This window comes from Cryobacterium adonitolivorans (assembly GCF_004402695.1).
Taxonomy (GTDB): domain Bacteria; phylum Actinomycetota; class Actinomycetes; order Actinomycetales; family Microbacteriaceae; genus Cryobacterium; species Cryobacterium adonitolivorans.
On the sequence record NZ_SOFL01000036.1, the window covers coordinates 185,833 to 199,889 of the forward strand.

Consider the following 14,057-nt stretch of genomic DNA (forward strand, 5'->3'; position numbering starts at 1 on the left):
CCGTGCACAAGCACGGGCCGTTCGCAGGGTGGGGCAGTCGACTACGCGGTGAGCGAGTCCACGTACTCCTGGTTATCTTCGATCCACTTCGCGACGATGGGGCCGTAGTCCTGGCCGTCGTAGTCCACGAACATGGCGGTCTCGAGCGAGTACAGGCGTTCGAGGTCGAGCTCGAAGCCGCCGAGCCACTCGGTGGCCTGCGGGAAGTCGGTGGAGAAATCCTTCTTGCCGTAGGCGTGGATGGTCTCCGCATCGCCGAGGGTGCCCTCGGGGTCTTCGAGGTTCTTCAGGTCGAACGAGCCGTAGGCCCAGTGCGGCTCCCACAGGGTGACGGCGATGTTCTCGCCGGACTTCTCTGCCGCGGTCAGCTCGGTGAGCATCGCCGCGGTCGAGGAGGTCTGGTAGTCCATGTCCTCGAGGCCGTAGGTGGGGATCGAGTTGTTGGTGACGGCCTCGGTGAGGCCGGCGCCGGGCTCGATGCCCACGATGGTGTTGCCGAACAGGTCGGCGTTCTCGGCCAGCTCCGCGAGGGAGTCGATCGGGGCATCCGCGTTCACGGCGATGGTGTTCTTGGCCTCCGTGTTCCAGGCCGCGAGCTCGGTGATGTCGTCGCCGTACTCCTCGAGGTAGGAGGCGTGTGTGTTCGGCAGCCAGACGTCGAGGTTCACGTCGTAGTCGCCCGTGGAGAGCCCGGCGTAGACGGGAGCCACGTCGGCGTACTCGAGTTCGACGTTGTAGCCCTTCTCGTCGAGGATGGCCTTCCACAGCTCTGACGCGGCGATGCCCTCGTCCCAGCCGTTGAACACGGCGATGGTGAGGTCCTTGTTATCCGAGTTGCCGTCGCCGACGGTCTCGGCTTCGGCGGCGGTGCAGCCGGCGAGGGTGAGCATGCCGATGGCACCGATGGAAAGGATCTTGAGTGAACGGTTCTTCATGTGTCTGCCTTTCGTGTCACCTGCGGGAGGCGACCGGGTGTGAAGCTGCGGGTGAAAGCTGCGGGTGGAGCTAGACGCGCGAAGGTTCGCGCTCGGCCTGCGCCGGTGCCACGGTCGGTGCAGCGGCGGGGGCCACAGCCGGTTCCCCGGCGACGGCCGAGGCCGGAGCGTGAACTGGGTGGGCCCGGCGCTTGCGCGCGGCGAGGAGCCTGCTGATCGGGGTGTTGCCATTGCCGAGAGCGGCCGTGAGCCGGTCCAGGAAGATGGCGAGGATCACGACGGAGAGGCCGGCCTCGAAGCCGAGCGACACGTCGATGCGGTTCAGGCTGGCGACGACCTGCTGACCGAGACCGCCGGCGCCGACCATTCCGGCGATGACGACCATCGAGAGCGACAGCATGATCACCTGGTTGATACCGGCCATGATGGTGGGCATCGCCAGGGGCAGCTGGATCTGACGAAGGATGCGCCACGGTGACGCGCCGAAGGCCTGGCCGGCTTCGACCACTTCGCTGTCGACGCTGCGGATGCCGAGTTCGGTCAGCCGAACGCCGGGAGCCATCGCGAAGATGATCGTCGCCACGATGCCGGGCACGACACCGACGCGGAACAGGATCAGCGCGGGAATCAGGTAGACGAAGGCCGGCATGGTCTGCATGAAGTCGAGGATGGGCCGGATGATGCTTGACGCCACGCCTGACTTGGCCGAGAGGATGCCGAGCGGCACGCTGAACAGGATCGCCAGGACGCTCGCGACGAGCACCAGGGCGAGCGAGTCCATCGCGTTCTCCCACTGGTCCACGCCCACGATGACGACGAGGCCGACGATGGTGCCAGCGGCGAACTTCCAGCCACGGATCATCAGGGCCAGCGCCGCGGCCACGAGGATGATCACCCAGAACGGCGGTGTGGCCAGAACGAGGTCGACGAGGTCGTAGGCGCCGCTGAAGATGGCGCGCACGAAGTCGAAGAGGAACCCGAAGGTGTCGGTGACGAAGTCGATGAAGGCATCCGCCCAGCTGCCCAGCGGAATGCGGAACTCGGTGTCAGCGGCTACGTTCAGCGCTGTGTTGTGCAGAGCGGTGTTGATCACGGCTGCAGTGTTCACGGCTGTACTCCTTCCGACGCGGTTTCGCGCAGGGTTTCGGTGATGATGCTCATCGAGATGGTCGCCGGCGGTTCCATCACCGGCATCTCGCCGGTTGTCGGGCTGACGTTGCCGAGGGCAGCGAGCAGGGTCACCCGGGGGATGACGCCGAGCAGGCGGTTGCGGTCGTCGACCACGGCGATGGGCAGGTCGCTCTCCACGGCCAATTCGACGAGGTCGACCAGGGCAGTGTCGGCGGACACCGCGGTGGCGTCGAGGATGATGGCCCGCAAGTCGCCGTCGCCGGCCTTGACCTGCTTGAGCACGTCGCGGTCGCGCACGACGCCGGCGAAGCTGCGGTCACGGCGCAACACGAACGTGGCCGAGGTCTGCAGGTCGCGCATTGTGCGCAGGGCCGCACGCGGACCGGCCGTGACGGTGACCACCGAACGCGCCGGTTCCATGACGCTGCCAGCGGTGAGAACACGCGCCCGGTCGACATCCTGCACGAACTGGGCGACGTAGTCGTTGGCCGGGTCGGTGAGGATCTCTTCCGGCGTGCCGATCTGCACGATGCGGCCGTCGCGCATCACGGCGATGCGGTCGCCGAGGAACATGGCCTCGTTGAGGTCGTGGGTGATGAAGATGATGGTCTTGCCGAGTTCGGCCTGCAGCTCGATGAGCTGCTCCTGCATTTCGCGGCGGATCAGTGGGTCGAGGGCGGAGAACGCCTCGTCCATCAGGAGAACGTCGGTGTCGGCGGCCAGGGCGCGGCCGAGGCCGACGCGCTGCTGCATGCCACCGGAGAGCTCGGAGGGCAGGTTGTCGGCCCACCCGTCCAGTCCCACCAGGCGGATGATGGTGCGCGCCTTGGCGAGGCGTTCCTCGCGGGGCATGCCCTGCACCTCGAGGCCGTACGCGACGTTGTCGATCACTGTGCGGTGTGGCAGAAGGGCGAAATGCTGGAAGACCATCGAGATGCTCTGCCGGCGCACGTCGCGCAGCTTGGCTGCCGGGATGCCGGTGATCGGCGTGCCCCCGACGGTGACGGTGCCGCTGGTCGCCTCGAGCAGGCCGTTGAGCATGCGGATGAGGGTGGACTTTCCGGAGCCGGAGAGGCCCATCACCACGAAGATCTCGCCGCGCTGCACCTCGAAGGAGGCGTCGATGACGGCAGCCGTTCCCAGGTGCGCCAGCTCGTCGCGGCTCGCACCATTCTGGAGTTTCTTGACGATGTCATGGGGCTTGCGGCCGAAGGCCTTGTAGAGCCTGTCCGCCTTGACGGCGATTCCCGGTGCCGCTGGTGCTGTTGTTGTCGCTGCTGCTGCGTCTGTTGTGTGCTCCGCCTCACTGGCGGTTGCTTCTGCCTTAACGGCGGTGATTTCGGTCACGGATTCTCCGGAGCACGCCGAATGGACCGCCTGGGCGGTCGACAACACGGGGGCTCGCTGTGTCGGACGGGTAGGCCGAGACCGGCCTCGACACCGAGAAACGGCGTGGGCTGGAGCGACCATGGGATCGCGTCCGTCTGGGCCTCACCGTACGCACACGGCCGTCCCAGTCGGGCTGGGGGCTACGCGTTCGCGTCCTGGTGAAGGGTCGGAAGACCGTCAACGAGCCTAACACGCAGACACACCGGACCCCCCGGAGACGGTCGTTCTCGACCGCCTCAGGGGGGCGCAGGTGCTGGTCAGCACAGCGAACCGTGTCGCTGGGGTTAGCGAAGGGCCGGTTCCGGCTGCGGCGCGGCGACCGGCTCGGCGACCGCATCCGCTCGCTCGACCGGCAGGTGTGTCGACATCATCGTGGCCTCGTCGAACGGCGCGTGCCGGTCCAGCACGAGGTCCACCTGGGCCCGGTCGATCTCCTTGGTCCAGGTGCCGATGAGCACGGTGGCGACGGCGTTACCGGTGAAGTTCGTCAGCGCGCGGGCCTCTGACATGAACCGGTCGATGCCCACGATGAAGGCCACGCCTCCCACGAGCTGTGGAGCGTGCGCCTGCAGTCCGCCGGCGAGGGTCGCCAGCCCGGCGCCGGTGACCCCGGCCGCGCCCTTTGAGGCGATGATCATGAAGACCAGAAGCCCGATCTGCTCCCCCAGCATCAGCGGCTGGCCGAGCGCCGTGGCGATGAACAGCGACGCCATGGTGAGGTAGATGGCCGTGCCGTCGAGGTTGAATGAGTAGCCGGTGGGCACGGTGACGCCCACGACGGGCTTGGACACCCCGAGGTGCTCCATCTTGGCGATGAGGCGCGGCAGCGCGGCCTCCGATGACGAGGTCGAGAAGATCAGCAGGTACTCGCGCCCGAGGTAACGCATCAGCTTGAAGATGTTGACGCCGGTGGCCAGTTTGAGCAGGCCGCCGAGGATCACCACGATGAAGATGATGCAGGTGAGGTAGAACGCCGCCATCAGGGTGAACAGGCTGATCACGGCCTGGATGCCGGTGGCTCCGACGACCGCCGCGATGGCGCCGAACGCGCCGATAGGGGCGAGCCACATCACCATGACCAGGATCCGGAAGATCAGTGCCTGCAGGTGGGCGATGCCGGTGAGGATCGGCTTGCCCGCCGGACCCATTTTCTGCAGGGCGAAGCCCACGACGAGGGCCACCATCAGGGTCTGCAGGATGTTCCCGGAGGTAAGCGAGGACACCAGCGTGGTGGGCACAATGCCGAGCAGGAACGAGTGCGTGTCGGCTGCCTCTGGGGCCGCGTAGGTCGCATCCTGCAGATTCAGGCCCTCACCGGGGTGGATGAGGTTGCCGACGACCAGGCCGATGCCCAGGGCGAAGGTCGACATGATCAGGAAGTAGCCCAGCGCCAGGCCGCCGATCTTGCCGACCGTGGCGGCCTTGGCGATCGACCCGATGCCCAGCACGATGGTGCAGAAAATGATCGGCGCGATCATCATCTTGATCAACAGCACGAAGACATCACCGAGCGGCTTGAGCGCGACCGCCAACCCGTCCGGTCCGCCGAACAGCAGTCCGACCAGGATGCCCAGGCCCACCGCTACGATCACCGCGATGTAGAGGTAGTGCGATTTGTCGAGGCGTTTCCGCGGTGTGCCGGCCGGGCGGCCGGCGCCGCGGGGAAAAGAAAATGCCATGTCAGACTCCTTTGTCTAGGCTGTACGGACCGACAGGCGTCCGCTCCAGCAGTGGTGCTTACACAGTGCGGGAGCGCAGGCGTACGGTCATCCTTGCGGTCATATTGGTCACGACGAAAGTGACCGATGGGTTTCGCAGGCGAAAGGACGAGTGCGCAGGATGTACGGGTGGAGCATTGCACGCCGGCTGTTCCTCGCCCATTTCGTCTTCATCGTGTCGCTGGCGGTGTTCGTGGGTGCGGCCTCGTTCGTCGACGCCCGCGACCGCGGTTACACCGAGACGACCGACCGGATGCTCGCGGTGGCCACCACGATCGCCGACAGCCCGCTCGTGGTCACGGCGGCGAAGTCGTCGGATCCGACAGCGGCGCTGCAGGCATACACGCTCGCGGTGAGCCGGGACGCCGACCTGGACTTCATCACGATCATGAGCCCAGCGGGCATCAGGTGGACGCACCCGGACCCGGCCGAAATCGGCCGGCAGTACATCGGCGAGACGGGCCCCGCCGCGGCCGGCAGCCCCGTGACCGAGGTCATGGCGGGGACTCTGGGCCCGTCGGTACGCGCCGTCGTGCCGATCCTCGACCCCGACGGGGCGGTGGTGGGCATGGTGGCCGCCGGTGTCAAGACGAGCAACCTGCAGATCGCCCTCAACGCCAGGCTGCCGGCCATCCTGGCCCTCGCGCTCACCCTGCTTCTGGCGGGTTCGGTGGCCACCTGGATACTGGGGCGCTACCTGCGCCGGGTCACCCTGGGCTGGGGACCCGAGGAGCTCGCCCAGCTGTTCGTCTACAACGACTCCGTGCTGCACTCGGTGCGGGAGGGCCTGGTGCTCGTGGACCGCACGGGAGACCTCGTGCTCTACAACGACCAGGCCGCCGAGCTGCTCGGAATCCCGCCGCGGCCGAGCTCCCGGACCACGGGCACCGCCGCGCCGGCCATCGACGACCTCGACCTGCCGGCCAGCCTCGCCGACCTGCTGCGCAGCGGCCGCACGGCCCAGGACGAGATTCACCTGACCGAGACCCGGGTGCTGGTGGTCAGCCAGGAACCCGCCGTGCCCGCCCCGGACCGAGCGCGCACCCGGCCGGAGCCGATGGGGACCGTCGCGACCATCCGCGACCACACCGACCTGGAATCGCTCGGCACCGAGCTGGCGTCGATGCGCACGCTGTCGGATGCCCTGCGCGCCCAGACCCACGAACACGCCAACCGGCTGCACACCATCGTGTCGCTCATGGAACTGGGCCGGGCCGACGAAGCCCTGGAGTTCGCGACCCAGGACATGGCGGTGAGCCAGCAGCTCACCGACGAGATGATCAGCTCGGTCGATGAGCCCGTGATCGGTGCGCTGCTGGTGGGCAAGTTCGCCCAGGCCGGCGAACTCGGCGTGCAGCTGCGCATAGATGCCGCCGGCACCCTGGTGGACTCCGGCCTGTCAGTGCAGGACCTCGTGACGGTGCTGGGCAACCTGGTCGACAACGCGCTCGAGGCCGCGGTCGGTGGCGAGGCTCCCCGACGGGTGGACGTCGCCATCCGCACGACGCGGGACACCGCGCCGCCGGCCGTCGTGATCGAGGTCGCCGACAGCGGACGCGGCGTCGACCCCGACGAGCTCGGCGAGGTGTTCACGCTCGGCTACAGCACCAAGGAACCCGGCCGCTACGGGCGCGGACTCGGTCTGGCCCTGGTACGGCAGGCGGTGACGCGGCTTGGCGGCACCCTCACCGTCAGCCGACGCCTCGGCGCCGTGTTCACCGTCACCATTCCCCTGCGGGCACCTGTCGCCGACCCGGAGGGGACCGAGTGACTGACGAGAGGGAAATCCGGGTGCTCATCGTCGAGGACGAACCGCTCACCGCCGAGGCCCACGCCGCCTACCTGCAGCGGATGCCCGGATTCCAGCACGTGGGCACCGCGGGCACCGGTCAGGCGGCCCTGCGCCAACTCACCGACGCCGCGACATCCGGTGCGCCCATCGATCTGGTCCTGATGGACATGAACCTGCCTGACCTGCACGGGCTCGACGTCTCCCGCCGTCTGCGGGCGGCGAATCTGGACTGCGACATCATCGCCATCACGGCCATCCGCGACCTGCACGTGGTGCGTGGCGCTGTCGCCGCCGGGGTCGTTCAATACCTGATCAAGCCGTTCACCTACGCCACCTTCGCCCAGAAGCTCACCACCTACCGGGATTTCCACCGTCACCTCGGCGAGCGCTCCCTGGTGACCAGCCAGGCGGATGTGGACCAAGCCTTCAACAGCCTGCGCACGCCGACCCCGATCACCCTCCCCAAGGGCCTGGCCGAAGGTACCCTGTCTGCGGTGACCGAGCTTCTCAAGGCGAACAGCGCGCCGGTCTCGGCGACCGAGGTCACCGAGGCTCTCGGGATCTCCCGGGTGACCGCCCGCCGCTACCTCGAACACCTGGCCGACGACGGTTCCGTGCTCCGCTCACCGCGGTACGGCACTCCCGGCCGGCCGGAGAACGAGTACACCTGGCGGCGGGACTGACCACAGCCGGTGAACTGCGGCCGGGTCAGCGCAGGCGCCTCGCCCGCACCACGACGTCCTCGGTGTGGTGCGCACCGGCACCGGTGGCCACGTGGCGGGGCCGGGTTTCGTCGACCTCGATCCGCCAGGTGTCGTCGAGCATGGCCACAACCCGGGCCGGGCTCACGTACAGGTCGGCATCGAAGCCGTGCGCCGCGGCCTCCTCGGCGGTGGGCGCGGGGTGGTGCACGATGAGCAGCACTCCCCCAGGCGCGACGGCGTCGAGCAGTGCGTGCTCCGCGAGATTCGTGTCGGTGCGGAGCAGCGCTGGGTACTGTGCGGAGACCAGGTCGAAGCTCGCCGCCGGCAGGGCCGCCTCGACGAGTCCGGCGTGCAGCCATTGCACGGCGCTCCTGACCACCGGGCTCCTGACCACCCGGCTCTTGACCACCCGGCCGCCGACCAGCTCGCCCCCGACCAGCTCGGCCTGGCGGACGGCCCGCTCGAGGGCTACCCGCGAGACATCAAGCGCCGTGACGTCCCAGCCCTGTGCCGCCAGCCACAGGGCGTCGGCACCCTCGCCGCAGCCGACGTCGAGGGCCCTCCCCGGCCGCAGGTCCCGCGTCTCGCTCACGAGCGCGGCATTGGGCGCTCCGCTCCACAGGGTCTGATGTCCGGCGTAGCGCTGATCCCAGAAGTCCCCGATCTCGTCGGGCTCCTGGGGGTCGCGGGTGGTGTCTTTGGTGTGCGGCATGACTGCATCCTGCCGCGTCGGCCAGGCGGCGACAAACTCGCTTGCCGAACCGGCAATCGGCCCGGCTGCGACCGGCCGGCCGCCCGCGGACGCTGTCGAAGGGATAGCCTCATCGCATGACAGCTGAGCCGAGCGCCGTGGACGTGCCGGCCGCGAGCGAAGCGGCGCCCGCGAAGGCCGATGTGCCCGCCGCCCGCCACACCCTGCAGATTCTCACGCACCTGGCCGCCCAGCGCGGGCCCGTGCCGGCGTCGACCATCGCGCAGACGCTCGGGCTCCCCCGCTCCACCGTCTACAGGCTGCTCGGCGTGCTTACGGCGCTCGGCTTCGTGCTGCACTTCCCCGAGGCCCGCCGGTACGGAATCGGGCTGGCCGCCTTCGAGCTCAGCAGCGGCTTCGCCCGGCAGGAGCCCCTGGCCCGGCTCGGCCGGCCGATCCTGGCTTCCCTGGTCGACAAGATCGGCGAGAGCGCTCACCTGGCCGTGCTGCACGGCCGCGACGTGATCTACCTCGTTGAGGAGCGTGCGCCCCGCCGGCCCTCCCTGGTGACGGATGTCGGTGTGCGCCTGCCCAGCCACCTCACGGCCAGTGGCCGGGCTCTGCTCGCGACGCTGCCGCTCGCGCAGGTCAGGGCGCTGTTCCCCGACCGGTCCGCCTTCGTGCAGCGCGACGGCACCCCGGTGCCGGGCAGCGTCACCAGTTACCGCGAGCTGAGCCGGCTCCTGGCCGAGGTACGTGCACAGGGCTACGCGGCGGAGGACGGCGACGTCACCCAGGGCCTGGCATCCGTGGCCGTGGCCGTGCGCGACCACAGCGGCTGGCCCGCCGCCGGCATCGCCGTGACCTTCGCCCGGTCCAGCGTGCCACCAGAACGCTGGCCGGAGCTCGCCGCCGCTGTGGAGCACGCCGCGGCCGAGTTAGGGCGCCGCATCAGCGGACGAACCGGCTAACGACGGGTGTGTCAGGAGAGCAAGTTTTCTCGAGAATTGTTGCCGGGCCTGAACCTTCTGCCCCGCCGTCTCGTTGTTCAGGGTGGATGCCCACCATCCGCTGTGCCAATCACATGTAATGACCATGAACGAGGGTGACATGCAGAAGAAGACGAAGATCGGGCTGTGGATTGCGGGCGGAGTTGTCGTCGTCGGCGGCGCCGCCCTAGCGTTCGGACCGGCGGTCTACGCCGGCTACGCGAACAGCAACGTCGAAGCGGCCCCCACCATCGCGGCCAGCCCCCCGGGCACAGCGGATGCGGCCACACCCACCGAGGTCATCGCCGACGACCTCTCCGGCACCTGGAGCATCGGAGCAGACTCGTTCGCCGGCTACCGCGTCGACGAGGTACTGCAGGGCAACGACGTGACCGTGACCGGGCGCACGACCGACGTCACCGGTGAGCTCACGGTCGATGCGCTCTCGCTCACCGCCGCCACGATCACGGTGGACGTGGCGAGCATCGCCACCGACGAAGGCGCCAGGGACGCCTACTTCCGCGACACCGCCATGGAAGCGCGCGACTTCCCGACCGCAACGTTCACGCTGACCGAACCGGTCACCCTCGCGGCCCCGGTGGCCGGTGTTGCGCAGACCCTGAGCGCCACCGGCGACCTCACCCTGCACGGCGTCACCCAGCCGGTCACACTCGAGTTGCAGGCCGCGCTCACCGACACCGGCGGCCAGGTTGTCGGCAGCATCCCGATCACCTTCAGCGACTACGGCGTCGACGCACCCGACCTCGGCTTCGTGTCGGTCGAAGACGCCGGCTCCGTCGAGTTCGAGCTCTTCGTCGCGCAGACTTAGTCAAGCAGCAATAATCAGGCAGCATTCGTCAAGCCGTGTTCATATCGTGGGCATCGGGCAGACCGGGAGGTGACCGTGGCAGAACCACACGCGGAACTCCTGCGGGCTCTGCACGATGCCCACGGGCCGGCGTTGTTCCGGTACGTGGCGCGTCTGACCGGGGACTACGAGTTCGCGCAGGACGTGGTGCAGGAGACCCTGCTGCGCGCCTGGGAGCGTCCGGCGCTGCTGGACCGGGATGACGACGCCGCCCGCGCCTGGCTGTTCACGGTGGCCCGAAACCTCGTCATCGACGACCGGCGGAGCGCACGGTACGCCCGCGAGATCTCGACCGACGCCCTGCCGGAGACGGCGTCGACCGACGCCACCGAGGCCATCCTGGATCGCTGGCTGCTGACGGATGCCCTCACCGCGCTCACCCCCGAGCACCGCACCGTGCTGGTGAGCGCGTACTACCTCGGGCAGTCGATCGCGGAAATCGCCCAGCGCCAACAGGTGCCGGAGGGCACCGTGAAGTCCCGCCTGCACTACGCCCTGCGAGCAATGCGGCTCGCCCTACAGGAAAGAGGGGTCACCGAATGACCGCCGACCGCTTCCGCGAGTGGGACGCCGCCTATGTGCTCGGCGCGCTCAGCGCCGAGGACCGGCACGCCTTCGAACGCCATCTGCCGACCTGCCCAGCCTGCGCCGGCGCCGTCGCCGAACTCGCCGGGCTGCCCGGCATCCTGGCCGCCCTGCCCGCGGCAGAGGCCGTGGCCCTCACCGAGGATGTTGCCGACGGCGCGCCCGCCGTGCCAACCGCCGACGACGCCCACCTGCGTTCCGCGCTGCGCCAGTCCAGCCTGGTGCAGCGGCTGGCCGGCGCGGCCGTCACGCGCACCCGGCACAACCGGGTTCGCCTGGCGCTGGCCGGCACCGCCGTCGCGGCCGTTCTCGCGTTGGGCGGCGGGTTCCTCGGCGCCGCCCTGGCCACGTCGTCGACGCTCGAAGCCGGGCCGGCCGTAACGGCGACGCCTGCGCCGCCCGCATCCACACCGCCCGCATCCGCCGGCACGGCGTCGACGCTGGTGGTGGCCATGGAGCCCGTGGAGGCCGACGCCCTCACCGCCGCCCTCACGATCACCGACACCGACTGGGGCACCCGGTTCGACTGGTCGTGCGTGTACCCCAACCAGCTCTGGAAGGACAACGGCCCCCAGGACTACGACATGGTGATGACCGATCGGGCCGGCACCTCGACCGTGCTGGCGACCTGGACGGCGACGAGCCCGAGCACCGAAGACCTCGCCGCATCGACCGACGTGACCCTCGATCAGATCCAAAGCGTCGAGATCCGGGCTAGCAAGAGCGGCACCCCGCTGGCGCACACCGACCTGTAGGGCCGGCCCGTTACGCCGTGAGCGGCCGCAGGGTCCGCAGCGCCTGCTCGCGCACCGCCGTCGACACCGCGTCGAGGAGCGGCGAGGACAGGTTCCAGCGCTGCCAGTACAGCGGCACGTCCACCGGATGCGCCGCCGCCAGCTCCACCAGACGGCCGTCGGCGATCTCGGCCAGGCACTGCTGCTCGGGCAACACCCCCCAGCCCAGGCCCAGCAGCACGGCCCGGGCGAAGTCGCTCGAGGCGGGGATGATGTGCCGGGGCGCGGCGCCGGGCCGGCCCGCCTGGGCGCGCAGGAAGGCATCCTGCAGGTCATCGTTGTGGTCGAAGGTGACCACGGGTGCCTCCGACAGCGTGGCGAGACCGGGCCAGAGCCAGCGCTCGACGAAGGCCGGGGTGGCGACGGCGCGGTAACGCATCCTTCCCAGCGGCTCGGTGACACACCCCTGGATCGAGTCACGGCTGGAGGTGACCGCGGCCATCACCGCACCAGAGCGCAACAGGGAGAGCGTGCGCTCCTGATCCTCGCGGTGCAGGTCGAAGGCGATGTTGAGCTCGTCGGCGACACCGGCGATCGCGCCGAGGAACCAGGTTGCCAGGCTGTCCGCGTTCACGGCGAGGGAGATCGGCACGGCTCCTCCGGCCGACCCGCCGTCCTGGAGCGAGCGCAGGGTGTCCGCCTCGAGAAGCTCTACCTGTCGCGCGTAGCGCAGCACGACGCTGCCGGCATCGGTGAGCGCCACCGGGGTGGTGCGCCGCACGAGCACCCGGCCACAGGACTGTTCCATGGCCTTGACGCGTTGCGAGACGGCGGACGCCGTGATGTGCAGGTGACGGGCCGCCTGCTCGAAGGTGCCGACCTCGATCAGGGCCCGCAGGGTACTGAGCTGGTCCAGTGTGAAGCGCTGCATAAGCTCAGCTTACTCATCATCAGAAAACGTAGCTGGACTAAAGCACTTTGGCTGCCTACCGTGGAAGCATGACCGCCGCCACAACCCTCCTGCCCGCCCTCCTGGGCCTCGTCACGGGGCTGTCGCTCATCATCGCCATCGGCGCCCAGAACGCGTTCGTGCTGCGGCTGGGCATCGAGGGCCGCCCCCGGGTTATCGCGCCGGTGGTGGCCATCGCCGCCGTGTCCGATGCGGCACTCATCCTCGCAGGCGTCCTGGGGATGGGTGCCCTGGTGACGGCGGCGCCGGCGGTCATGGTGGTCGTGCGGTTGGTCGGGGCCGCCTTCCTGGTCGGCTACGGCCTGTGGGCGGCTCGGCGGGCCATCCGCCCCGGCGCGCTCCTGGTCACCGGGTCCCCGGGCAGCACCGGGATGCGGGTTGCCGTTGGCACCGTTCTCGCCCTCACCTGGCTCAACCCGCACGTTTACCTGGACACGGTGGTGTTCCTGGGCGCCGTGGCCAGCCAACAGGACCCTGCCGAGCGCTGGTGGTGGGCCGGCGGCGCCATCGCTGCGAGCGTGCTGTGGTTCACCGGCCTGGGCTTCGGTGCGCGCCTGCTGCGCCCGGTCTTCGCGCGTCCGGGTGCCTGGCGGGTGCTCGATGGCTGCATCGCCGTGCTCATGCTTGCGCTCGGCGCCCGTTTGGCGTTCGATCTTTAGCCCAGAGCGCCCGGTCCGATCGCGGTGGCCTGCCGTTGCTCGCAGGAGCTGCGTGAGTTCATGTACGACCCGGCAAGCACAAGCGAGGGGACGCCTGAGGACCATTGAGGGGGCCGCAACGGACCCCAACTGGCCTCTCGGGCTGGCGGTACGCTTGATCCGTGCTTTCCAAGGACCTGATTCGTCTCTACCCCGAGCTGTACCACGTGGCAGCGGATGGGGCGTGGCCGTCGATCGAGCGGCATGGGCTGCTCAGCACGGCCGCGCTCCTCACCCGCTGGGGCGTGCGGCAGGGGGCGCCGCAGGCCGCGATCCTCACCAAACGGCGCGGTGAGTCGCTGGAGCTGGAGCATCCGGACTACGGCACCGCCGTCATCCGGCACCAGAAGGCGATTCACGAGTCGTCGCTGGCCGCCTCGCTGGAGGACCTCTCCCCCAGCGAGTGGTACACGATGCTGAACGACCGGGTGTTCTTCTTCCTGCAGAAGGCGCGGCTGAACGAGCTGCTCGCCGCCCGCTCGTACCGGGACGACGCCCACACCGTGATCACGGTGGACACCCGCAGCCTGGTGACCGCGCACGAGGCCGACATCGAGCTCACCAGCGTGAACACCGGCTTCGCCCAGCGGTTCAGCGCCGAGCCGCGCGGGCGCGACAGCTTCCAGTCGATCGAGGAGTTCGCGCATCCGACCCGGGCGCACGCCTCGACCAAGGTCGTGGACGTGGCCGAGCTGGCGGTGTATCGCGGGGTGCGCGACATCACCGAGCACGTCAAGCGCGTCGAGCGGATGCGCGAAGGCACAGTACTCGAGCGCTTCGTCTAGCCCGGCGCCGCGGTTTCCTCCGCTAACTGTTGCCCGTGCGGACAATTGCGCCCGGCGCACCGGCCACA

General features: G+C 69.2%; 14 protein-coding genes. 8 read left to right on the forward strand and 6 right to left on the reverse strand.

Going from position 1 to position 14,057, the window contains the following annotated elements:
* Positions 1-41 precede the first annotated feature (41 nt).
* The 4 genes from E3O42_RS11705 to E3O42_RS11720 form a co-directional block, all read right to left on the reverse strand.
* The gene (locus E3O42_RS11705; protein WP_134454094.1) at positions 42-935 is read right to left on the reverse strand and encodes a glycine betaine ABC transporter substrate-binding protein; all 894 of its coding nucleotides are present in this window, start codon (positions 933-935) and stop codon (positions 42-44) included.
* A gap of 70 nt (positions 936-1,005) precedes the next feature.
* Positions 1,006-1,998: an ABC transporter permease gene (locus E3O42_RS11710; RefSeq protein WP_134454137.1), complete on the reverse strand. Its 993-nt coding sequence runs from the start codon at positions 1,996-1,998 to the stop codon at positions 1,006-1,008.
* Between the two features lie 41 nt (positions 1,999-2,039).
* Complete coding sequence (locus E3O42_RS11715) at positions 2,040-3,311, reverse strand: quaternary amine ABC transporter ATP-binding protein (RefSeq protein ID WP_241984804.1); 1,272 nt, start codon at positions 3,309-3,311, stop codon at positions 2,040-2,042.
* 428 nt (positions 3,312-3,739) lie between these two features.
* The gene (locus tag E3O42_RS11720) at positions 3,740-5,134 is read right to left on the reverse strand and encodes a cation:dicarboxylate symporter family transporter (protein WP_134454096.1); all 1,395 of its coding nucleotides are present in this window, start codon (positions 5,132-5,134) and stop codon (positions 3,740-3,742) included.
* 160 nt (positions 5,135-5,294) lie between these two features.
* On the opposite strand from E3O42_RS11720, the gene E3O42_RS11725 reads away from it, so the two are divergent.
* Together E3O42_RS11725 and E3O42_RS11730 are read left to right on the forward strand one after the other, a co-directional pair.
* Complete coding sequence (locus tag E3O42_RS11725; RefSeq protein ID WP_134454097.1) at positions 5,295-6,944, forward strand: sensor histidine kinase; 1,650 nt, start codon at positions 5,295-5,297, stop codon at positions 6,942-6,944.
* Positions 6,941-7,648 (forward strand): response regulator, encoded by a 708-nt coding sequence (locus tag E3O42_RS11730; RefSeq protein WP_241984792.1) that lies wholly within the window; start codon positions 6,941-6,943, stop codon positions 7,646-7,648. Before E3O42_RS11725 ends, E3O42_RS11730 begins: the two co-directional genes overlap by 4 nt.
* A 25-nt stretch (positions 7,649-7,673) precedes the next feature.
* On the opposite strand, the gene E3O42_RS11735 is transcribed toward E3O42_RS11730, so the two are convergent.
* On the reverse strand, positions 7,674-8,381 hold the full coding sequence (locus E3O42_RS11735; protein ID WP_134454098.1) for a class I SAM-dependent methyltransferase: 708 nt from the start codon (positions 8,379-8,381) through the stop codon (positions 7,674-7,676).
* Between the two features lie 116 nt (positions 8,382-8,497).
* Here E3O42_RS11735 and E3O42_RS11740 point away from each other — a divergent pair, with 116 nt between their 5' ends.
* From E3O42_RS11740 to E3O42_RS11755, 4 genes are all read left to right on the forward strand, one after another.
* Positions 8,498-9,331: an IclR family transcriptional regulator gene (locus E3O42_RS11740; RefSeq protein WP_134454099.1), complete on the forward strand. Its 834-nt coding sequence runs from the start codon at positions 8,498-8,500 to the stop codon at positions 9,329-9,331.
* Between the two features lie 139 nt (positions 9,332-9,470).
* Positions 9,471-10,178 (forward strand): YceI family protein, encoded by a 708-nt coding sequence (locus tag E3O42_RS11745; RefSeq protein ID WP_134454100.1) that lies wholly within the window; start codon positions 9,471-9,473, stop codon positions 10,176-10,178.
* A 75-nt stretch (positions 10,179-10,253) separates the two neighbouring features.
* Positions 10,254-10,760: a sigma-70 family RNA polymerase sigma factor gene (locus E3O42_RS11750; RefSeq protein WP_134454101.1), complete on the forward strand. Its 507-nt coding sequence runs from the start codon at positions 10,254-10,256 to the stop codon at positions 10,758-10,760.
* On the forward strand, positions 10,757-11,557 hold the full coding sequence (locus E3O42_RS11755) for an anti-sigma factor family protein (protein WP_134454102.1): 801 nt from the start codon (positions 10,757-10,759) through the stop codon (positions 11,555-11,557). Before E3O42_RS11750 ends, E3O42_RS11755 begins: the two co-directional genes overlap by 4 nt.
* Before the next feature lie 10 nt (positions 11,558-11,567).
* Here E3O42_RS11755 and E3O42_RS11760 read toward each other — a convergent pair whose 3' ends face one another.
* Positions 11,568-12,467 carry a LysR family transcriptional regulator ArgP gene (locus E3O42_RS11760; RefSeq protein ID WP_134454103.1) on the reverse strand — a complete coding sequence of 300 codons (900 nt, stop codon included), beginning with the start codon at positions 12,465-12,467 and terminating at the stop codon, positions 11,568-11,570.
* A 68-nt stretch (positions 12,468-12,535) separates the two neighbouring features.
* Here E3O42_RS11760 and E3O42_RS11765 point away from each other — a divergent pair, with 68 nt between their 5' ends.
* Both E3O42_RS11765 and E3O42_RS18035 read left to right on the forward strand, forming a co-directional pair.
* Positions 12,536-13,165, forward strand: coding sequence for a LysE/ArgO family amino acid transporter (locus E3O42_RS11765; RefSeq protein ID WP_134454104.1), 630 nt, complete (start codon positions 12,536-12,538; stop codon positions 13,163-13,165).
* A 161-nt stretch (positions 13,166-13,326) separates the two neighbouring features.
* Entirely contained in the window at positions 13,327-13,989 is a 663-nt protein-coding gene (locus E3O42_RS18035; protein WP_166787978.1) for a DUF7002 family protein, read from the forward strand.
* Positions 13,990-14,057: the final 68 nt, after the last annotated feature.